Raw genomic sequence first — 20,356 nt, forward strand, 5'->3', positions numbered from 1 at the left:
CACGCATGCACCGTGCCGCAGAGAACACTGCCGTCAGCCGGACATCGCCGGGCAGCGGCATCGTCCTGCGCGTCGCCGGCCTGTTCGGCACGCTGCTGGTGCTGGCGATTACCGCCCTGCTCAGCGCCTGGCTGTACGGATTGCCGTTCTTCGACTTGCCGGGGGCCAACCAGATCCACCTGGCCGATGCCCGGCAGGCCCTCGAACTGAGTGCCGACAGCCGCAGCACGCAGATCCAGACCGCCCTGCGGGAACGCCGCGGCAATCTCCGCCTGCTCTCGGAAAACCTTGTCCTCAGACAGGCACTGGCCACGCCGCAGACCCCCGCGATGGCTGCTGCGGCCAGTCGCCACTTCCAGTCGGTGATGGGCGCCTACCCGGATGTTTTCGAATCCCTGGCGCTGCTGTCGACGGGCGACGGGCGCGTGCTCGCCGCCAGCGACGCCACCCTGGTCGGACGCCCCCTCGCCGACGCCGATCTGCTCGGACGCCTGTCGACGCCGGGTCTCATCGAACATATCGAAACCACTGCTCCGACGGTCGCCGGGGAACCCAGCCTGATCATCGCCCGCCAGGTCCCCGAGCGGGACGCTGCCGGGACTCCCACCGGCAAATTGCTCGGGGTGCTGGTGGCCAGCGTGTCGATTCAGGAACTGCTGGGCAATTTCGATCGTGTTGAACTGCGCTCGCTCGGCAATTCCGGTTCGGTTTCCCTCTTCGATCAGCAGCAGCGGCTGCTCGCGACCTTCCGTCTGCTGGCCGGGACGGGCGAGCGGCCGCCACCGCCCGTTTCCCAGGGAATGGATGGCAGTTTCGTCGAAAATGCGGCGGACGGACGATCGGTCCTTGCCACCTATCGCTTTGTGCGCATCGCCGCCAACGAAGGATGGAGTCTCGTGGTTCGCCGCGAGCGCGACGAGATCCTGCACGAAATCGAGCAGCGCGCCTGGCAACTGCTGCTCTTCGGCCTGCTGTTCACCGTCTGCGGCCTGATCGTCGTGGCACTGGCGGCGCGGCATGTGACGCGTCCGATCCGGGAACTGGCGAACGTCGCACAGCGTCTCGCCGAGGGGGAACTGAGCGCCCGCGTGACGCGGGCGAAGCCGCAGCACGGTGACGAGGTGGCGACCCTGGCGGCAGCCTTCAACACCCTGGCCGAACGCGTCGAGACCTGGCATGCCACGCTCGCCAGCGAAGTCGCCACGCGCACGCGCGAACTGATCGACCAGCAGTTGCAGCTCGAAGAACTGGTCGAAAGGCGTACCGCCGACCTGAGCGCGGCGCTGGCCGCAGCCACCCAGGCCGACCGCGCCAAGGACGCTTTCCTGGCCAATGTCAGCCATGAACTGCGCACGCCGCTGAACGCCGTGATCGGCCTGACCGAGCTCGCCCGGCAACTCAGCCGTGATCCCCGGCAACAGGACTACCTCGACAAGATCGGCCGTGCCGGCAAGTCCCTGGCGCAGCTGATCAACGATCTGCTCGACCTGACCAAGATCGTCGCTGGCCGGCTGGAGTTCGAGAACACCCCGTTCAGCCTGCGCGGCGTATTCGAGCGCTGCCAGTCGGTGCTGATGCACCAGGCCGCAGAAAAGGGGCTGACACTCGTTGAACGCATCGACCCGGAGGTTCCCGATACCCTGATCGGCGATCCGCTGCGCATCGAACAGATCCTGCTCAACCTGCTCGGCAACGCCATCAAGTTCACCAGCAGCGGCCACATCGAGCTGCGGATCAGCGTGCTGAACACGGAAACGACGCGCGTGCGCCTGGCCATCGATGTCGAGGATACCGGTCTGGGCCTCAGCGAGCAGGACATCGCGCAATTGTTCCAGCCTTTTGCGCAGGCCGATGCCAGCATGACGCGCAAGTTCGGCGGCAGCGGCCTGGGACTCGCCATCTGCAAGCGGCTCGCCGAGAAGATGGATGGCGACATCTGCGCCAGCAGCCGGCCCGGTTCCGGCAGCACCTTTCGCGTCACGCTCTGGCTGGGATTGGGAGTACCGGGGACGCCGGGGGATCAGGCGAGGCCCGACACGGCCCTGCTGGCGTCCGCACTGCCGACAGCCTATCACGGTGCGCGGGTACTGGTCGTCGATGATCATCCGATCAACCGCGAGATCGTCGAAGCCCTGCTCAGCGCGGTCGGTATCACGCCGGAGATGGCCAACAATGGCCAGGAAGCGGTCGATCGCCTCCGGATGAGTGGCGCGAACGCTTTCGATCTGGTGCTGATGGACATCCAGATGCCGGTCATGGACGGCTACAGTGCGACCCGCGAACTGCGTAGCCGCGCCGGTTTCGAGGCCCTGCCGATCGTCGCCATGACCGCGCACATCATGGAACATGAAAAGAGCCTCCAGCGCGCTGCCGGCATGAGCGACCACATCGGCAAACCCTTCGACCACCCGACCTTCTACCACATGCTGGCGAAATGGATTCCCGTCCACAAGCAGCGACAAGCCGCCACCGTGATCGACGCCTTGCCGCCTGCGACCGGCGCTCAGGACATGCCCGCCTGGCCTGCTCCCGGCACGATCGACAGCGCCGCCGGTCTGGCCCGCTTCGCCGGCAATACCGCACGTTACCGGCACTGGCTGAGCGATTTTGCCGACCAGGGCAGGTCCGAGGTCAGCAAGATCGAACAGGCGATGGCGACCGGCCAGCGGGAACAGGCCCGCCAGCTCGCCCATGCCCTGGTCGGCCGCGTCGGCATGCTCGGGATCACCCGTGCGCAGGCTTTTGCCCGGCAGGTCGAGGCAGCGGCGAGCCGCGACGAAGCCGCCGATGCAGCGATCATCGGTCTGGCGGCAGCCGTCGACGAGGCCAGCGAACAGATCAGGCGGGCATTCGGAAGCGGCGCTGCCGACGCAACGCCGCCGGCAGCACTCGCCAGTGTGCGAACGAAAGTGTTGGGCGGATACCCGACTCCCCTCCCCCGCGATGGAGGGGTTGGGGGAGAGGGGACGTCCATGCCCTCACAGAGGCCACCAGAGCAGACCAACGGCTCTGGCCAGGTGCTTTCGCAAGGATTTGACGAACTTGACGAACTCGTGTGTCACGATGACCCCTCTCCCCAACCCCTCCCCCGCGAGGGGGGAGGGGCGATCACCGATGCCAGGGTCTCTCCATCGGACAAAGGACTTCGACCAACCCTTTCATTCGCACCTGCACTCGCCACGCCGCTGCCCGCCGGACCCTTTCCGGCAAGTATCCTGGCCCTGCTGCGCCGGCTCGAGACCGCCGACGGCGACAGTGAGCGCGCCATCCATGACTGTCTCGCGGAACTCGGCGAGACGGCCTGGGCAGCACCGCTGCACGCGTCTCTGGCATGCGTGCGCAGTTTCGATTTCGACGCCGCCAGACGGCTGTTCCCCGATCATGAAACAACCCACAACCTGGATGAAAGATCATGACCACCATTCTCCTGATCGATGACGATCCGGCCACCCTCGAAGTCATCAACGAATGTCTGCTCCCGCACTTTCGCACGCGCATCGCGACGCGCGGCGGCAAGGGCATCGAGCTGGCGATCATGTCGCCGGCACCCGACCTGGTACTGCTCGACCTCGAATTGCCCGACATGAACGGTTATCAGGTCTGCTCGGCGCTCAAGCGGGATACCCGTACCGCCGAGATCCCGGTGATCTTTCTTTCCAGCCACACGGATATGGCCGACATCATCCGCGGTCTCGAACTCGGTGCCGTCGATTATGTGCCCAAGCCGGTCGCACCACCGATCCTGCTGGCGCGCGTACGCACGCAACTACGGCTGCGCCAGGCCCAGATCCATCTGGCGGATCGCAATCTCCATCTCGAAGCGCTGGTCAGCGAACGTACGCATGCCCTCGAGGCCCGGACCCTGGACCTGCAGCGCAGTCAGGAACTGACCATCGTGGCCCTCGGAGCGATCGCCGAAACCCGCGACAACGAGACCGGCAACCATATCCGCCGCACCCGCGCCTACGTCCGGACGCTCGTCGAATACCTCCTGCAACAACCCGCACAGCAGGAACGCATGCCCCTCGAAGAATGGGGGCTGGTCTGGAAATGCGCCCCCCTGCACGACATCGGCAAGGTGGGAATTCCCGACCAGATCCTGCTCAAGGAGGGACCACTCGACGCCGGCGAGTTCGAAATCATGAAGCGACATACGACGATCGGCCGCGATGCCCTGCTCGCGGCCGAACTCGGGGTCGACACCCAGCACCCGTTCCTGCGGATCGCCAGCGAAATCATCTATTCGCATCACGAGCGCTGGAACGGCACCGGCTATCCGGAGGGCCTCCGCGGCGAGGACATCCCCTTCGCCGCACGCCTGATGGCCATTGCCGACGTCTACGATGCCCTGATCAGCAAGCGCGTGTACAAGCCCGCCATGCCCCACGGCAAGGCGGTGGAAATCATCGCGCAGGGGCGCGGTGAGCACTTCGACCCGCTGATCGTCGATTGCTTCCTGGTCTGCGCCGACACTTTCGACGCGATCGCCACCGGCCACTCTGACGCCTCACGGCCAGTCGCCGGCGCATCCCTGGCGACGGCCCGATCCGGGGATGCAACCGGCCAGAGCCGCCTCCCGGAACGCCGGCAGTCCTGACCGATTCAACCATTCAGCATCGGAAGCATTGATGAGCGACAAGAAAATCCAGGTCATGATCGTCGATGACTCGCCGCTGGTTCGCCAGGTCATCGCGCAGGCACTGGTCCGGGAGACCGGCATCGAGGTCATGGGTACGGCGGCCGATCCGCTCTTCGCGATGGACAAGCTGCGCAGGAGCTGGCCGGATGTGGTCATTCTCGATATCGAAATGACGCGTATGAACGGCCTCTCTTTCCTGCGCAAGCTGATGGCCGAACGACCGACGCCGGTGATCATCTGTTCATCGCCTGCCACGACCGGCAGCGAGACGCTCCTGCAGGCGCTTGCGGCTGGTGCCGTGAGCATCATCAACCGGCCGAAATTCGGGCTCAAGGGTTTCCTCGAAGACGCGGCCAATGACATCATCGCCGCCATCCGCGCGGCCGCCCGGACCCGGGTCGGATTGCCCGCCGGATCGCCGCTCGCCACCGCCCAGCCGGCGGCGAGCACGCGGCTGCCAGCACTGGAGAGAATGACGCGCAACAGCGCCGACGCCATTCTCCCCGCCGGTCCCGCGACGGTGCAACGGACGACCGACAAGGTGATCGCCATCGGCACCTCGACCGGTGGAACGCAGGCACTCGAAGCGGTGCTGACCCGCCTGCCGCCGACGATCGCGGGCATCGTCATCGTCCAGCACATGCCCGAGCAGTTCACGGCAATGTTCGCCGAACGCCTCAATTCGCTGTGTACGATCGAGGTCCGCGAGGGCCGGAACAACGACCGCGTGCTGCCGGGGCGCGCACTGATCGCGCCTGGCGGCAGGCACATGCTGTTGAAGCGCAGCGGCGCGCAGTATTACATCGAGGTGCTCGACGGCCCCCTGGTCAATCGCCATAAACCCTCGGTCGATGTGCTGTTTCGCTCGGTGGCCCGCTTTGCCGGCGGCAACGCGGTCGGCGTGATCATGACCGGCATGGGCGATGACGGCGCCCGCGGCCTCAAGGAGATGAACGATGCCGGCGCCGCAACGATCGCCCAGGATGAAGCCTCCTGCGTGGTTTTCGGCATGCCCAGGGAGGCCATCAAGCTCGGCGCCGCCGACCGGGTACTGCCACTCCAGCAGATCCCTGCGGCGCTGATCGAAACCTTCAACCCCCGCGAGGTTTGAATACGGCCATGCAACGATACGACATCCTGAAGAAGATCGCCGCAGAACTGGAACATGGCGAAGTGAACTTCTCGACCAACGCGCTGGTCGCGCTCAAACTGCAGCATGCGCTCAGCGATCCGGATTGCCACATCGACCAGGCTACGCGCCTGATCAAGGCTGAACCCCTGCTGTCGGCCAAGGTCGTGGCGCTGGCCAACTCGACCGCCTTCAATCCCTCGGGCCGCCCGATCACCGACGTGCGGACGGCCGTTTTGCGGCTGGGTTTCCGCTATCTGCGCTCGCTCGCAGCGGCAGTCGTCACGCGCGCACTGGCCTCCCCCTTGTCGGTACAGGATCGGGCCATGGCGGCGCGACTCTGGGAGCACACCGCGCATGTCGCGGCACTGGCGCAGGTGATCGCCCGCAAGGTCACTCATCTCGACCCGGAGACCGCGATGTTCGCCGGCATCGTCCATGAAATCAGCGGTTTTTACCTGATTTCACGCGCCGCCGAATATCCCGGCCTGCTCGATGAGGATTTCTCGGCGTGGAGCGAAACCGGCGAAGCCGAGGTTGGTCGTGCCTTGCTTCAGGTTCTGGAGGTCCCGCAAACGGTGGTCGAGGCCATCGACGTGTGCTGGCGGGGTTTTCTGGCGATGCCACCGACGACGCTTGGCGACACCTTGCTGCTGGCCGACGAACTGGCTCCGGTCGAAAGCCCGTTACGCGACCTCGACGGCGTTCCCAGGGAAGGCACGGCCGCCTCGATCGACCTGCTGATCGGCGAGGACACGCTGCTCGAAATCATGCATGAATCGGCAGAGGACGTGCGCTCGCTGACGGCGGCGCTGCGTCTCTGAGCGCGCCAGGCGAGGGAGAACACCCAGCCCGGCTACGACGGGTCCGCCGTCACCAGACAGCGTCGCGAAGCCGGCTCGGCAGCGGCCGCATCGCGCTGCCAGGCAGCCACCCAGGCCACCAGGTCGGCGGCCGGCATCGGCCGGGCAATGCCGTCACCCTGGACATTTTCGCAGCCGAGCTGGAGCAGCGTCCGGCCCTGCTCGACATTCTCCACGCCTTCGGCAACGATCTGGCGGTGAAAGGCCGTGGCAAGCCCGATCACCCCTTCGAGGATGGCCCGGTTCTCCCCCCCTTCGAACAGGTCGCAGACGAAACTGCGGTCGATGTTGATCCGGGAAACCGGCAGGTTCTTCAGGTAGGTCAGCGAGGAATGGCCGCAGGCAAAATCGTCGAGGGCAAACGACACGCCGATTTTCCGGCACGCGCTGATGATCGCACAGACGCTGGCCAGGTCGGTCAGCGCACGGGTCTCCCGCAATTCGAGATCCAGCCGGCCTGGTTCGACCTCCGGCTGCCCGGCCAGGAGCCCGGCCAGGCGTTCGACGAAGCCGGCTTGTTGCAACTGCCGCGCGCCAATATTGACGCTGACCGCCATCTCCAGTCCGGCAGCCCGCCATTCCGCGATCTGCGCCAGCGCACGTGCGATCACCCATTCCCCGAGATCGACCGCCAGCGGATGATTCTCGATCAGTGGCAGGAAAGTGGCCGGCAACAGCAGACCCTTTTCCGGATGCTGCCAGCGAATCAGGGCCTCGACCCCGATCACCGCGCCGCTGCGCAGGTTCACCCTGGGCTGATAGTGGAGAACCAATTCATCGGCCAACAGGGCACGGCGGAGGTCCTCCAGCCGTTCGTTGTGGCTGCGGACACTGCGATCCTGATCGGCATCGAAGACACAGTAGCGGTTCTTGCCGGCGAGCTTGGCCTGGTACATGGCTTGGTCGGCCTGGCGCAGCAGTTGATCGGCATCGACCTCCTCGGCCTGCGGGTAGAAGGTCACGCCGATGCTGGTCGACACCTGCAATAGCCGCTCGCCGTACGGCACCGGCTGGGCGCTGGCTGCAATCAGGCGGTTCAGGATCGGCGCACAGGAAGTGATGTCGGGAAGATCGAGCAAGACCGCGACAAACTCGTCGCCCCCCAGACGCGCCAGCGTATCGCCTTCGCGCAAGACCTGCTTCATCCGACCCGCGACCGTCATCAGCAGTTGGTCGCCGGCCTCATGACCGTGCTGGTCGTTGACCGCCTTGAAGCCATCGAGGTCGAGAAAGGCGACGGTCAGGCGCTGCCCGCGCCGCTGGATCTGCATCATGCCCTGCTGCAGGCGGTCGGCCAGCAGCACGCGATTGGGCAAACCGGTCAGCGCGTCGTAGTGAGCCGTCTGCTTGAGCTTTTCTTCGTTCGCCTTGAGCAGGGTGATGTCGGAGAACAAGGCCACGTACTGCCGGGTTCTGCCCTGATCATCGCGCACCGCGCTGATCGTGAGCATCGCCGCAAACATCTCGCCACTCTTGCCGCGATTCCAGATTTCACCGCTCCAGTGGCCCTGACCGGTCAGGTCGCTCCACATGGCAGTGTAAAACTCCTTGTCCTGAAGACCCGAGAGGAGAAAGCGCGGGTTCTGCCCCAGGGCTTCCTCGCGACTGAAACCACTCATCCGGGAAAAGGCCTGATTGACGTCGATGATCGTGCCGTCGGGAGCGGTGATGATGATTCCTTCGCGGGCATTGGTGAACACGCTGGCGGCGTTGATCTGCTGCAGACGCCCGGATTCTGCGCGTTGCTCGGCCAACTGCATCTGCCGGCGGTAGAGGCCGATCGCCAGCAGGGTGATCGCCAGCAGGGCGGGAACCATGACGCCCAGCACGGTCCTGGTCTCGGTTCGCCATTGCCGCAGGGCTTGCCGACGATCGAGCGCCGTGACGACGAGAAAAGGATACAGGCGCGACGCTCGAAAGGCGATCAACTGCGGGCGATCCTCGCCGCTGTCGTGCTCGAACTGGCCGAACTCGGCCTCGTCCAGGCGCAGGTTGCGAACGAAGGGCTCCTGCAACGATCCGGGTCGCCCGCCGGGATCACTATCCATCAGCAGCGTGCCGTCGTAGCGCAGCACGCTGACCGATCCTTCCTCGGCAGCGAGCTTCTGCCCAACATGGTTGATGAAATAGTCCGGATTGAGCGCAAAGAGCAGGGTCACGCGGCCTTTGCCAAGCCCGATGCTGCGGGTCACCGGAATGAAACTGAGCGAGTCGGCATTGATCGGCGTTCCTGCCGTCGATGGCTGGCCACTGGCAAAGTCACGCCCGGCCCAGGGTTCGCCGATGCGCAGGATCTGCAGCCGGCCAGCGTCTTCCGGCAGATAGGTTTGCGTCGCCACCTTGACGCCGAGGTTGGCTGGATTGGAACTGGCAACGATCCGACCCGTGTCATCCAGCAGGGACATCGAGCGCAGGAACGGTGCATGCTGCAGGGCCGCCACGAAAATCCGCTCGATTCCGCGCGGATCGCGCGCATCGCGTGTAAGCGACGACTGCGCCAGGGAGTTGAGCGCGACGAGTTCGGTGAGGTGCAGGCTTTGCGTCAGGAAGTCCTCGAAACCCCGCGAATGCATCGCTGCGATACCCAGACCGCTGGCCACCGCTTCGCCACGCAGTCGCCACAGGGTGTAGGCGCTGATGGCCACCATGCCGCCCACGAATACACCCAGAAGAAGCAGAAACGTCGTGCGTAACTGTCGCCAGGCGAGTCGCGTCATGGGGAGACGATGGTCTCGAGTTGGTGCCGCCGGGCGGCTGCCAGCAGACGCCCATCATGCTTGATGTCGCTGACGAAACGCTCGATGCGTGCCGCCCAGGCCTCGTCACCGGGCTGCATGGCATAGGCGTAGGGGGTGATGTGGTAGGCACTGGGGGGCGAGACCAGGCGCGCCCAGTCAGTGCTCGCCAGAAAACGCTGGCTATAGGGGTAATCGGTCAGAAAAACGTCGGCGCGACCCGACTGGACTTCCTGCTCGCGTGCAAATGGCGTGTCGAGCACCAGCAGTTGCGCTGCCTTGAGTTTGTCCTTCATGATCGACTCGTGCAGTGTTCCCCTGGCCACGGCCACCACCGATCCGGGGCGGTCGATCTGATCCCAGTCCTTGATCCGGCGATTGGTTTTGGTGGTGATCGCGTAGATGTCGCTGGCCAGATAGGGGCGCGTAAAGCGCAGCTTTTCCGCGCGCGCGGGCGTGATGCCGACTGCAAACATGGCCAGATCGCAGCGGTCCCGAGTGACATCTTCGATCAGCCGGGCAAAGGAGCTATCGACAAACTGCACCGCCACGCCGAGGTCCTTGCCGAGTTCGCCGGCCAGATCGATATCGATCCCGGACAGCAACTGCGTCTTCGGGTTGCGATAGGTGATGCTGTAGTAATCGGGCCAGATGCAGACACGCAGCACCCTGGCTTCCCGGACGCGATCGAGCCGGCTCGTGGCGAGATCTGCCGTGCTTCCCTGAAGCGACACGGTCAGACCGCCGACCAGCATGACAAAACGCCAGAAGAAAACAAGAATGCGCATCGCAATCTCCTGAAATGACTCTTGAGGTATTGACTGCCAGCCATCTTCTGCCATCTGAAATGGCCATTACCATCGGGTATTGAACCATAAAACCCCGCCGCTGGCTGGCAAATTGTGCTCAATCCGGGAATTGTCAGTACAATTCCCGGCATGAGCACGGGTGTGAATGAGCGTGTCAGGGGATACCGATTCTGGCCACGCGACAGACCATTGACCAAGCTCTTTGTCGCCCCGGCAGTGCCTGCCCATGGCGCGTCCATTCCACACAGGAGAAAGCTTCCCCATGGCAAAAACCATTTTTCTGGTCGATGATTCGGCAACCATCCTGCTCAGCGTCTCGAGCATCCTCGGCAAGGCCGGCTTTGCCGTCGAGAAAGCGTCGAATGCCGACGAAGCCTTGAAGAAGTTCAAGGCCGGGGTCAAGGTCGACCTCCTGATCACCGACCTGAACATGCCCGGCATGAACGGCATCGAGCTGATCAAGCAGGTGCGCACGCTGCCCGCCTACAAGTTCCTGCCGATTCTCTTCCTGACCACCGAATCGCAGCAAAGCCGCAAGGCAGAAGCCAAGGCCGCCGGCGCTTCGGGCTGGATCGTCAAACCGGCGACCGCCGACGACCTGCTCAACACCATCAAGCTGGTCATCCGCTAGGCCGAGACGATGACCCCTCCCCCCGGCCCATCCCATGACCAGTACCGCCGGCGTTCGCTGCTGACCGGACTGGCCGCGACCGTCGTGCTGCTGATCGTGGCCTGGCTCCTGCACGCGGGCTACGTCGATCTCCTGAACCAGACCTTCGGTCTGGGCGACCGCAGCCGTGACACCCTGATGATCCTGCTCGGCCTGCTGCTGTTTCTCGGCCTTCAGCAGGCGATCTCGCGGCTCCTGTACCACGACGCCCACCAGGGCCTCGACGAAACGCTCCGGGACGAACGCCCGCGCTGCCCGGCGCAGCAGGTCTGCCAGCGCGTCGCCCTGCCCGAGCTGCGGGAGATCCCGCGCTTCAACCGGGTCCTCGTCGGGCAGTTGCAGAGCGTCGTCGAGCAGACCGAACAGGCCGCCTACGATGTCACCTCCCGGCTGCAGACGATCGACGAGGTGGTCACCGACCTGAACCAGTTCGTCGCCGGCGCCGCCGCCGAATCGCAGGCCATGGCGAACGAATCCGAAGCGCAGATCGCCGGCAATCGCCAACTGATCGACAAGCTCGAAGCCTTCATCGCCCAACGCGTCGAAGAGACCGCCGCCGACGAGCGGCACGGTGCCGAAGCGATCCAGGAAGCCCGCTCGCTGCAGACCCTGGTCGACCTGATCCGGCACATTGCCGGCCAGACCAACCTGCTGGCGCTCAACGCGGCCATCGAGGCCGCCCGCGCCGGCGAGGCCGGACGTGGTTTCGCGGTCGTCGCCGACGAGGTGAGGAAGCTCTCGCACGAAACCGAAGCCGCGGTCAAGAAGATCAACGACGGCATCATCGCCGTCACTCGGATCATCGAGCGCCAGTTCAAGGACAAGCTCGCCCACTCGCACCTCACCGAGGAACGCGACAGTCTCGAACGTTTCGCGCAGCAGCTCGCCGCCCTCGGGGCCAGCTACGAGCGCCTGACAGCGCGCGAACGGCAGCTTCTCGACACCATCACCGCGAGCAGCGGCAAGCTCGCCACGATGTTCATGGAAGCCCTGGCCAGCGTGCAGTTCCAGGACGTGACGCGCCAGCAGATCGAACAGGTGGTCCACGGCCTCGAACGCCTCGACACGCACGCCGAAGCGCTCGCCGGAGCCATTGAAAGCAGCGCCCAGGGCAACCACGAAACGCGCATCGAACCGCTCGCCCGGCAGATGGAGCAGCAGTTCTCGAACTATGTCATGGACCAGCAGCGCGACGTCCACCGCCAGGCGATCGGCCCCGCGCATAGCCCGCGCCCGCCCGCCGCCACCCGTAAGACGCGCACTGCCCGCGCTGCGCCGGCGCCGGCCAGCAAATCGTCGAACGTCGAACTTTTCTGAGCAGCCACCCTCCCCGTTTCGGGGTGTGAATGAAAGTGTTGGGAGGTGGCGCGATACTCCTCTCCCCCTCGCGGGTCGGCTGCGGCGGCGCGGAGCAGCGCTCCGCGAAACCCCGCCTTCGCCTCCGCGAGGGGGAGGGGCGATCACCGATGTCAACGCCTCTCGATCGAACAAGACACTTCGACCAACGCTTTCATTCGCACCCTCTGAAGCCACCTTCCCCCATTTCGTCAGCGTTTTCGGTAGGGATTCTTATGTGATAATCCGGGGCAGGTTTTTACCGGAAACTGTCCGTGGAATCTCTGCTCGTCATGGCCGCGCTCTTCTTCGTGGTCGGCCCGATCGTCATGCTGTTTCTGCTCCTGGGTGCGCGCAGCCGATTGGCCACGCTGGAGCGTCGGGTCGAGGAACTCCAGGCACAGTTACAGTGGCTCTACGAACATGCGGAGGCCAGGATTTCACCGGCGGAGGCCACGACGCCCGAGGTTTCCGAAACGCCGCTGGTCGCGGCCGGAATGGCACCGCATGAACCCGTAAGCGCAGCAAAGATCGCATCGACTCCCCAGGAGCCTTCTGTTGCGGCTGTCCAGATGGAATATGGCCCTGCTTCCGCTCCCCTTCCGGAACGGGCCAGGGAGCCGGACGTTGAGTCTGAGCCGCTGGCGCAGGCCACGCCCACCGGATCGGGGCCCACCGACCAGCGCCAGGTCGAAGCGCGCGACTTGCCGGAACCGCCGCGCTGGCTGGCCAAGGCCAGGGAATGGTTGTTCGGCGGCAATCTGGTGGCCAAGATCGGTCTGCTGATCCTCTTCTTTGGCGTCAGCTTCCTGCTCAAATATGCCGCGGCGCGCGTGTCGGTACCGATCGAATGGCGTCTGACCGGCATCGTACTGGCTGACATCGGCCTCTTGCTCTGGGGCTGGCGCATCCGCCACTCGCGGCCGTCGATCAGCCTGCCGGTACAGGGCGGAGCGATGGGCATCCTGATGCTCGTGACCTTTGCCGCCTTCCGGCTTTATGACCTGATTCCGGGGGGTCTGGCGTTCGGTTTGCTGTTCATGCTGACCTTTTTCACCTGTCTTCTGGCGGTTCTGCAGGACGCCCTCTGGCTGGCGGTATTCGGCATCGTCGGTGGTTTCGCCGCGCCGATCCTGACCTCGACCGGGCACGGCAGCCACGTCGCCCTGTTCTCCTACTACGCCCTGCTCAACGCCGGCATCCTGGCGATTGCGCTCAAGCGCTCGTGGCGCCTGCTCAACCTGCTCGGTTTCGTGTTCACCTTCCTGATCGGCACCACCTGGGGTGTGCTGCGCTACCAGCCGGAGAACTACCTGTCGGTGCAGGTTTTTCTTGTCCTGTTCTTCGTCTTCTACGTCGCCATTGCCACTCTCTACGCCAGCCGGCAGGCACCGCAGCTCAGGCACTATGTCGACGGGACGCTGGTTTTCGGCACGCCGCTGCTGGCCTTCGGCCTGCAATACGGTCTGGTGCATGAAACGGCTTTCGGGATGGCTTTCTCGGCGCTGGCGCTCGGGCTGTTCTACATCGGCCTGACGTTCGTGCTCTGGCGACGGCGGGCCGATTCGCTGAAGCTGCTCGTCGAATCCTTCCTGGCACTCGGCATGGTCTTCGGCACGCTGGCCATTCCGTTTGCGCTCGATGGCCGCTGGACAGCGGCCGCGTGGGCGCTCGAAGGGGCCGGCATCGTCTGGGTCGGGTTGCGGCAAAAGCAGACCCTGGCCTGGGTTTTCGGGGTGTTGGTGCAGCTTGGCGCCTGGATCTCCTTCATGGCCTCGATGCACGGGCTGACGCCCGAAATCGCCGCTCGATCCAATCTCTGGCTCGGTTTCCTGCTGCTCGCAATCACCGCCTTCCTGATGGCGATCAGTTTCCGCAAGGAGACTGCCCGCAAGTTCGAAAACCCGGAAGGAGGAGTGGCAGGCGAGAAAGCAATCTCGTCAGCGGTCATTCTGACAGGGCTCTCCACCGTCTTCCTCGGCTTTGCCGCGAGCTGGCTTCTTGCCGGCATGTGGAACGAGATCTGGCTGCACGGCGGAAAGCAGATGACCAACCTGCTGGTATTGAGCGCGCTGGCCGTTGCCGGTCTCCTGCTGGTCATCGCCAGGCGGCTTGACTGGGGTATTTCGCGCTTTTTCTCACTGGTTCCGCACGCCCTTGTCGGCGTCGCTTTCCTGGTCCTGATGGATTCGGGCCGAGTCTGGGAAGCCCGTCCAATGAGCAACCAGCTGTTCGAGACCGACTTTCTCGGCGCCCTGCTGATCGCTGTTGGTGCGGCATTCACCGGTCTGGTTTTTCATCGCCAACCGTTTGCCAGTCATCGTCGGATTGCCCGCCTGCTGCTCGCGTGGAGCGCATTCTGTTGGTTTGTTTTCGTACTCGGCCTGTTCAATGCCTGGGCTGAGCATCTCCTGGCCAGTCACTACGGGTGGGTCGAGACCGGCTACCCGCGCGTCCATCCGCTTTATGGCATCCTGGTGGCACTCGGAACGCCGGCTTTTGTCTGGATCTCACGCCGCCAGGAATGGCCCGACCTGCGCTGGCTGGCCACCGCCGTCTGGCCGGCCTTGTTCCTGGTCCTGCTGTGCGTATTCCGGCAGCTCCATGGCTCGACGCCGTATCTCCCGGCACTGCCGGTGTGGGTGGCCTTGATCGCCCTGTGGCTGGCCAGCGAATGGTTGCTGCGCGATGGTGAACAAGCATCCTGGCTGCTGCCCGATCAGCATCTCAAGGGGTTGCGCGCATTGCATACCCTGCGTACGGCCGGCCCCTGGCTGATTCTCTGGCCACTGGTACAGAACCTGGTGCTGATCGGCTTGCGTATCGATTCGGCGGAACAGGCCGCGCTGCTGGCCGGGGCGGGATGGTCCGCTGCCGTGGGCTGGTCGCGCTACCTGCCGGCGTGGGTGGCGATGGCCTGCCTCGCCTTGCTGATGACGCGCGCGCGCGACGAACGCTGGCCGACGCGGCCGGTGGCCGGCTGGTACCGTGATGTGCTGCTGCCGCTCGGCACGCTGTACTCGCTGGCGCTGGTCGTGGTGTGGAATCTGACGCAGGATGGCGTGATGGCACCGCTGCCTTATCTGCCGATCCTGAATCCGCTCGATCTGACCACCGGTTTTGCCGCCCTGCTGGCCATTGCCACCTGGCGGCTGTGTGGGAAACCCGAGGGCGGTGCGCTGGCCAGGCTGACCACCCGCCTTCCGCAACTGCTCATGGTCGCCGCCTACACCTGGTTCAACCTGATGCTGCTGCGCACGGCTGCCCACTTCCTCGCCATTCCCTATCGTGCCGAACCGCTGTTCCATTCGCAGTTTGTGCAGGCCATGCTGGCTCTGGTGTGGAGCACCAGCGCGCTGGTGCTGATGCGTGTTGCCGCCCGGCAGCGGCGGCGCGCGCTATGGATGGCCGGTGCCGCCTTGCTGGCCCTGGTGGTCGTCAAACTGTTCATGGTCGACCTCTCCAACGTGGGCGGCGTCGAACGTATCATCTCCTTCCTCGGGGTGGGTGTCCTGATGCTGGCCATCGGCTACCTGGCACCATTCCCCGCGACAAAATCGACCGCTGCCGAATGACGACCATGCAGAAATCTCCAGCCAAAACCGCTCCCGCCCTTCTGTTCCTGCTGTGCATGGCGTCGAGCTGCGCGGCATCGTCACCAGAAAGCGACGCGCCGGCCGACTATTCGCATGCCCTGCCCTTGCAGATCAGCGGCAAACAAGGCGTGCTTGCACTGCGCCTGCCGCAGTCGGTCTATCTGCACGCCCGAACCGCCGGCCTGGATGATCTGCGGGTCTTCGATGCCCACGACACGGCTCAGCCCCATGCCCTGCACCGTCCGCCGGAGCAAGCACTGGCGCAGCGGACCTGGCTGGCGGCGCGGATTTTTCCCGTTCGCTCGAAGACGCACACGGCAGCCGGGGGCTCCCCGGCCATCGATATCGACATCCGGACACGTCCTGACGGCAGCGTCCTGTCGGTACAGGCGCATGCCGGCCAGGCGAATGGCCATGGCAGCGCCGTGCTCGACAGCCTGATTCTCGATTTCGGCCCAATCGACCAGGGCAAGGGCAGCGAAACCGCCCCGGCGTACATCGAGGCGCTGCGTTTCGGTGCGCCGAAGGATCGGACCAATTACAACGCCCAGATCTGGCTGGAAACCAGCAACGACCTCAAGCAATGGTCCGCCATCGGCGCTGCCGAACTGGGCTGGCTGAGCAACGACCACGCCCAGAGGCTGACCCATGACCGTCTCGAATTGAGTCCGCAAACTTTCCGCTACGCGCGCCTGACCTGGCGTCGTGGCGAACCCGTCCTCTTTGCCGACATCCAGGCCGAAGTCGTCACCCGGCAACGCAGCGAACCTTTTCGCGAAACCCTCTGGGTCAAGCCCGAGCCCGGACAGCAGGCCGGTGATCTGCTCTACAAGGCCAGCATCGCCATGCCGGTCGAACAGATCAGTGTCAGGCTGAACGAGGCCAACATCGTCTACCCCATGGCGTTCGGTGCCTACGTCGAACGGCCCAGCCGGCAGGTCGGCAAGGCGACCGAATGGGTCTTTCAGCCGAGCGCCCGCGCCACCTTCTACCAGATCACCCAGGACGGAGAGACCCGCCGTTCCGGTCCGCTGACGATCCGTCCCGGCCACCAACAGGAGTGGGTGATCCGTCCGCTGAATACCGCGGCCACGGCACAGCCCGAACTGGGCCTGACCTGGCAACCAGCGACGCTGATTTTTCTCGCTGGCGGCACCCCCCCTTATCGCCTGTACTTTGGCCGCCCCGATGCCCGCCCGACCAGCCAGCCGCTCAGCCAGGTCGCCCCCGGTTTTACCGTCCACGAGCTTGATCGGCTGGAATCCGCGCAGGTCGGCGAGCTGCAAAGCGGCCATGCCGGCCCGGTGGCGGCAAGCGCCGCAGCGCTTGCCAGCCGCTCGGCGCGCAATCGCACTTACGTCCTGTGGGGCGTTCTGCTGCTCGGCGTGCTGGTGTTGGGCGGAATGACGTGGCGACTCGTCGGGCAGATGAACCGCAGCGCGTCGAAAGCCGGAGAGCAATGATGGATCAATAGGGAACGGACCACGTTTTTCCGTCCCCCAATCGCCACTTCACCTCTGGCACCAACAGCGGCGCCACTTCATCCCGGGCGCGCGGCTGATGAACGACCCGATACTGGTCCTCCACCGGCTCGCGACAGACCAGCAATTCGCCGCCCATCAGGTCGAGCAGCCAGACTTCCGGAATGCCATGCCGGGCATAGAGTTGCAGCTTCACGCCGCGATCGAAGTGAACCGACGAGTGCGCAACCTCGACGACCAACAGCGCATCGGTAGCGCCGGGTAACCGCTCCATGTAATTGTCCGGTCGCAGCAAAACAATGTCCGGTTGCGGTTCCGAATGCTCATCGAGACAAAGCGGGTTTTGCACACTGACCAGATATTGATCGCCCGCGGCGGCGGCGAAGAACTGCGCGAGACGGTTGACGACAAAGGCGTGCTTGCTGCCGATGGGCGCCATATCAACGATCTCCCCGTCGATCAGCTCTACCCGGCTTTCCGGCGACAGGATGCCCGCCTCGCCCATCCTGTGGAAGTCGTTCACGCTGAGGCGGTGGCGGGCTTGCGCCATCAATTCGATCATGCTGCCCACGGTGCATCTCCGATGTGACTGCCTCGTTCCGCTAATTGGTGCGCCATCAAAGGACAGGAAATCCAACGGCACCATGGTGAGTATATGAGCGCCCACCAATCGGCGTCAATTTCCAGCGGAGGCCACAGGGCGGAATCGTGTCGGACCCTGTGCAGTAGTTCATAACGGCAGCCTGCGGTTTCACGAGATACTCCCTCTCCCGATTGAGACGCGCAGCGGCTCCCGCAAGCGACGAAGGCTCGATCACCCGAAAAACAAATTCCTGGCTGAAAGCATTACATGAAGAGAGGATTCATTTTTTTCTCCATCGCCGTGATGGGCCTGGCAGGCAGCCTGCCGGCCGCTGCATTCATCATCGACGGCAATCTCGACGATTGGGGAGTGGACAAGACAACATGGATTCCTGCCGACGGAATCCAGTTCACCATTGAAGATCAGATTGGTGTCGGCGCCTACTACCTGACTCCCGGTTGGGGTGGCCAGGCCTATGATGCCGAGGCGCTATACGCGAAGAAAACCGGCGACAAGCTTTACATCGCGCTGGCGACCGGCCACAACCCGCGGACCTTGAACCAGGGGAACAGTTACGGCGCGGGTGATTTCGCGATCGACTTCAAGAGGGACGGCAGTTTCGATCTCGGCATCAACATTCTGCATGCCGAAAGTCTGAAGAAGGGGGTTTACACCTTCGAGAAATTTGGCGTCGAAGGGGGTGTCTATCAGGATCCGGTGTGGGCTTACGGACTATGGGACACTGCCGGGAATCTCGCCAAGAAGGGCAATGCCGACCTCGCCCATCCTACGCACATGACCGGTGGAACGCAGATAGGACAGGCCGAGCTGAAGTACACGACAGTCGGGGTGGCGGGTTATGGACAGCGAAGCACCGACCTCCATTATTTCTACGAGATGAGTATCGATACCGATCTTCTGTTCCGCGCCGGCTGGGATGGCCAGGCCTTCGACATTCACTGGACGGAGAACTGTGCCAACGACAGCATTTTCGTTGACCCGCCCGGGAATGTTCCGGAACCCACCACCCTGGCGTTGATGGGGCTGGGTTTGTTCGGGTTGATTCGGCGTCGCAGCGACCCGGAAAAAGCCGCCGAGGATTGATCTTCGGTCAGGCATAAGAGATTGAAAGAGCTTTGCCCCCAGGTTTTTCGCATTTCTCGAAAAAATTTTTCCGCGCCGCCCGAATGCCTTCGGCATCTGCCGGCGATGGCGAGGGCCTAAACTTCAGTGAAGGCGCGCAATGGCAGACGAAAGCCCAGAGCCTGCGATATTTCATTGGCGGTCGCCTTGATCGGCGTCACCCAGTCGGGGTTATGGCGATCGCTGGGTGCTGATATCGAAAGCCCGGCGACCAACCGACCTTCATCGTTACGGATCGGCGCGGCGATGCAGCGCAGGCCGATTTCGGCTTCTTCGTTATCGTAGGCCAATTCGTGGCGGCGGATCTCGTCGAGTTCCTTTTCGAGTACATCGAGGCGGGTCAACGAATGCGGAGTCTTGCCCGGCAAGCCGGTACGCCTGACGTAGGCCCGCACATCGGCCAGCCCGTCAGCCGCCAGAAACAGTTTGCCGACCGAGGTGAGATGTAGCGGCGCGCGTCCGCCGACCAGGTAAACCACGCGCACCAGCGAGCTACCGCTCGAGGTTCGCTCGACGTAGATGATTTCGTCTTCGTGGCGAATGCCGAGATTCACCGCTTCGCCGATCAGCTCGTGCAATTGCTGCATATAGGGCAGTGCCACCTGGCGAATGTTGATCCGCGACTTGACGATGTTGCCCAGTTCGAGAAATCGGATACCCAGCGCGTAGGTGCCGGTGTCGTGGTGCCGTTCGACGAGTGCGGCACCGGTCATCACGGCCAGGATGCGATGCGCAGTGGAGGGATGCAGGCCGGTACGCTGGGCCAGGATCTTGAGACTCACCGGTGCCGGCATGTCGGCCAGCACATCGAGGAGTGACAGCATCCGCTCGATGACTTGAATGGAACCTTTCTCTGCCTGTTGTTCGGCCATCGCCTTGGTGTCGAACCTTCCGTTCTGCGCTCACGGGGAATTCCTTCGGGCGCTCCGCCACTCGCCCGCCGCAGCCTGTGCGGTGCCGCATCTTACCACGTCATCATGGACGTTGCCTGCCAGCTGGAGGGGGCAAGTCGCTTGACCTGTCGAACCTGATGCGCCAGTACGCTGGAGAGGTGGCCGTCTGTTACTGTGAAATAACAAAAACTGTAATATAAACAGTAATCTATATGGGTAATTGACTCGCGCCGAAAATTTCGCCCGTTTGGATGAAAGTCGTTTCATCGTGCGGGGTGGCGCAACTCATCGCTCGCCATGAACGTTTGGACAGAAAACCTGCTTTGATAAGTGGAGCCCTGCCGACGGGAGTGCGCAAGTATCGGCGAACTCGAGGATCGCCTCGAAAGAAGCGCACTACTGTCCGGTCAGCCGGGCAAGTAATGTCAATAACTCATGACCGTTCAACGAGGAGTACCCAGCGCAAGCAGGTCGTCATCG

Annotated in this window: 13 protein-coding genes; 9 read left to right on the forward strand and 4 right to left on the reverse strand. The window is 63.9% G+C overall.

Annotated features, from left to right (window positions below):
* Window positions 1-5: 5 nt before the first annotated feature.
* Genes V5B39_RS12700 through V5B39_RS12715 form a run of 4 tightly spaced genes read left to right on the forward strand, consistent with a single transcriptional unit; the run spans window position 6 to window position 6,592 of the window.
* On the forward strand, window positions 6-3,416 hold the full coding sequence (locus V5B39_RS12700) for a hybrid sensor histidine kinase/response regulator (protein ID WP_332343262.1): 3,411 nt from the start codon (window positions 6-8) through the stop codon (window positions 3,414-3,416).
* Window positions 3,413-4,597, forward strand: coding sequence for an HD domain-containing phosphohydrolase (locus V5B39_RS12705; RefSeq protein ID WP_332343263.1), 1,185 nt, complete (start codon window positions 3,413-3,415; stop codon window positions 4,595-4,597). Before V5B39_RS12700 ends, V5B39_RS12705 begins: the two co-directional genes overlap by 4 nt.
* Before the next feature lie 31 nt (window positions 4,598-4,628).
* Window positions 4,629-5,750, forward strand: a complete 1,122-nt coding sequence (locus V5B39_RS12710; protein ID WP_332343264.1) for a protein-glutamate methylesterase/protein-glutamine glutaminase — start codon at window positions 4,629-4,631, stop codon at window positions 5,748-5,750.
* An 8-nt stretch (window positions 5,751-5,758) separates the two neighbouring features.
* A complete protein-coding gene (locus V5B39_RS12715; protein ID WP_332343265.1) occupies window positions 5,759-6,592 on the forward strand; it encodes an HDOD domain-containing protein in 834 nt (277 codons plus the stop codon).
* Between the two features lie 32 nt (window positions 6,593-6,624).
* Here the strand turns inward: V5B39_RS12715 and V5B39_RS12720 are convergent, their stop codons facing one another.
* The gene (locus V5B39_RS12720; protein ID WP_332343266.1) at window positions 6,625-9,348 is read right to left on the reverse strand and encodes a bifunctional diguanylate cyclase/phosphodiesterase; all 2,724 of its coding nucleotides are present in this window, start codon (window positions 9,346-9,348) and stop codon (window positions 6,625-6,627) included.
* Window positions 9,345-10,154, reverse strand: coding sequence for an ABC transporter substrate-binding protein (locus tag V5B39_RS12725; RefSeq protein ID WP_434735693.1), 810 nt, complete (start codon window positions 10,152-10,154; stop codon window positions 9,345-9,347). The genes V5B39_RS12720 and V5B39_RS12725 overlap by 4 nt, the downstream gene beginning before the upstream one ends.
* A 283-nt stretch (window positions 10,155-10,437) precedes the next feature.
* Between V5B39_RS12725 and V5B39_RS12730 the strand changes: the two genes are divergently transcribed.
* The 4 genes from V5B39_RS12730 (at window position 10,438) to V5B39_RS12745 (ending at window position 17,239) form a co-directional block, all read left to right on the forward strand.
* A complete protein-coding gene (locus V5B39_RS12730) occupies window positions 10,438-10,806 on the forward strand; it encodes a response regulator (protein WP_034951443.1) in 369 nt (122 codons plus the stop codon).
* A gap of 9 nt (window positions 10,807-10,815) precedes the next feature.
* Window positions 10,816-12,162, forward strand: coding sequence for a methyl-accepting chemotaxis protein (locus V5B39_RS12735; RefSeq protein WP_332343267.1), 1,347 nt, complete (start codon window positions 10,816-10,818; stop codon window positions 12,160-12,162).
* 293 nt (window positions 12,163-12,455) lie between these two features.
* Window positions 12,456-15,755, forward strand: coding sequence for a DUF2339 domain-containing protein (locus V5B39_RS12740; protein WP_332343268.1), 3,300 nt, complete (start codon window positions 12,456-12,458; stop codon window positions 15,753-15,755).
* Between the two features lie 5 nt (window positions 15,756-15,760).
* A complete protein-coding gene (locus V5B39_RS12745) occupies window positions 15,761-17,239 on the forward strand; it encodes a DUF3999 family protein (protein WP_332343269.1) in 1,479 nt (492 codons plus the stop codon).
* 4 nt (window positions 17,240-17,243) lie between these two features.
* On the opposite strand, the gene V5B39_RS12750 is transcribed toward V5B39_RS12745, so the two are convergent.
* Entirely contained in the window at window positions 17,244-17,819 is a 576-nt protein-coding gene (locus V5B39_RS12750; protein ID WP_332343273.1) for a Uma2 family endonuclease, read from the reverse strand.
* A gap of 288 nt (window positions 17,820-18,107) precedes the next feature.
* Here V5B39_RS12750 and V5B39_RS12755 point away from each other — a divergent pair, with 288 nt between their 5' ends.
* On the forward strand, window positions 18,108-18,944 hold the full coding sequence (locus tag V5B39_RS12755; RefSeq protein WP_332343270.1) for a PEP-CTERM sorting domain-containing protein: 837 nt from the start codon (window positions 18,108-18,110) through the stop codon (window positions 18,942-18,944).
* Window positions 18,945-19,060: 116 nt separating this feature from the next.
* On the opposite strand, the gene V5B39_RS12760 is transcribed toward V5B39_RS12755, so the two are convergent.
* Window positions 19,061-19,855 carry an IclR family transcriptional regulator gene (locus V5B39_RS12760; RefSeq protein ID WP_332343271.1) on the reverse strand — a complete coding sequence of 265 codons (795 nt, stop codon included), beginning with the start codon at window positions 19,853-19,855 and terminating at the stop codon, window positions 19,061-19,063.
* Between the last annotated feature and the right edge of the window lie 501 nt (window positions 19,856-20,356).

Origin of the sequence: Accumulibacter sp. (assembly GCF_036625275.1) — a bacterium.
Lineage (GTDB): Bacteria > Pseudomonadota > Gammaproteobacteria > Burkholderiales > Rhodocyclaceae > Accumulibacter.

Coding starts and splice junctions, on each gene's coding strand:
- V5B39_RS12700 (WP_332343262.1), top strand. CDS start 6: ATGCACCGTGCCGCAGAGAACACTGCCGTCAGCCGGACATCGCCGGGC.
- V5B39_RS12705 (WP_332343263.1), top strand. CDS start 3,413: ATGACCACCATTCTCCTGATCGATGACGATCCGGCCACCCTCGAAGTC.
- V5B39_RS12710 (WP_332343264.1), top strand. CDS start 4,629: ATGAGCGACAAGAAAATCCAGGTCATGATCGTCGATGACTCGCCGCTG.
- V5B39_RS12715 (WP_332343265.1), top strand. CDS start 5,759: ATGCAACGATACGACATCCTGAAGAAGATCGCCGCAGAACTGGAACAT.
- V5B39_RS12720 (WP_332343266.1), bottom strand. CDS start 9,348: ATGACGCGACTCGCCTGGCGACAGTTACGCACGACGTTTCTGCTTCTT.
- V5B39_RS12725 (WP_434735693.1), bottom strand. CDS start 10,154: ATGCGCATTCTTGTTTTCTTCTGGCGTTTTGTCATGCTGGTCGGCGGT.
- V5B39_RS12730 (WP_034951443.1), top strand. CDS start 10,438: ATGGCAAAAACCATTTTTCTGGTCGATGATTCGGCAACCATCCTGCTC.
- V5B39_RS12735 (WP_332343267.1), top strand. CDS start 10,816: ATGACCCCTCCCCCCGGCCCATCCCATGACCAGTACCGCCGGCGTTCG.
- V5B39_RS12745 (WP_332343269.1), top strand. CDS start 15,761: ATGCAGAAATCTCCAGCCAAAACCGCTCCCGCCCTTCTGTTCCTGCTG.
- V5B39_RS12750 (WP_332343273.1), bottom strand. CDS start 17,819: ATGATCGAATTGATGGCGCAAGCCCGCCACCGCCTCAGCGTGAACGAC.
- V5B39_RS12755 (WP_332343270.1), top strand. CDS start 18,108: ATGAAGAGAGGATTCATTTTTTTCTCCATCGCCGTGATGGGCCTGGCA.
- V5B39_RS12760 (WP_332343271.1), bottom strand. CDS start 19,855: ATGGCCGAACAACAGGCAGAGAAAGGTTCCATTCAAGTCATCGAGCGG.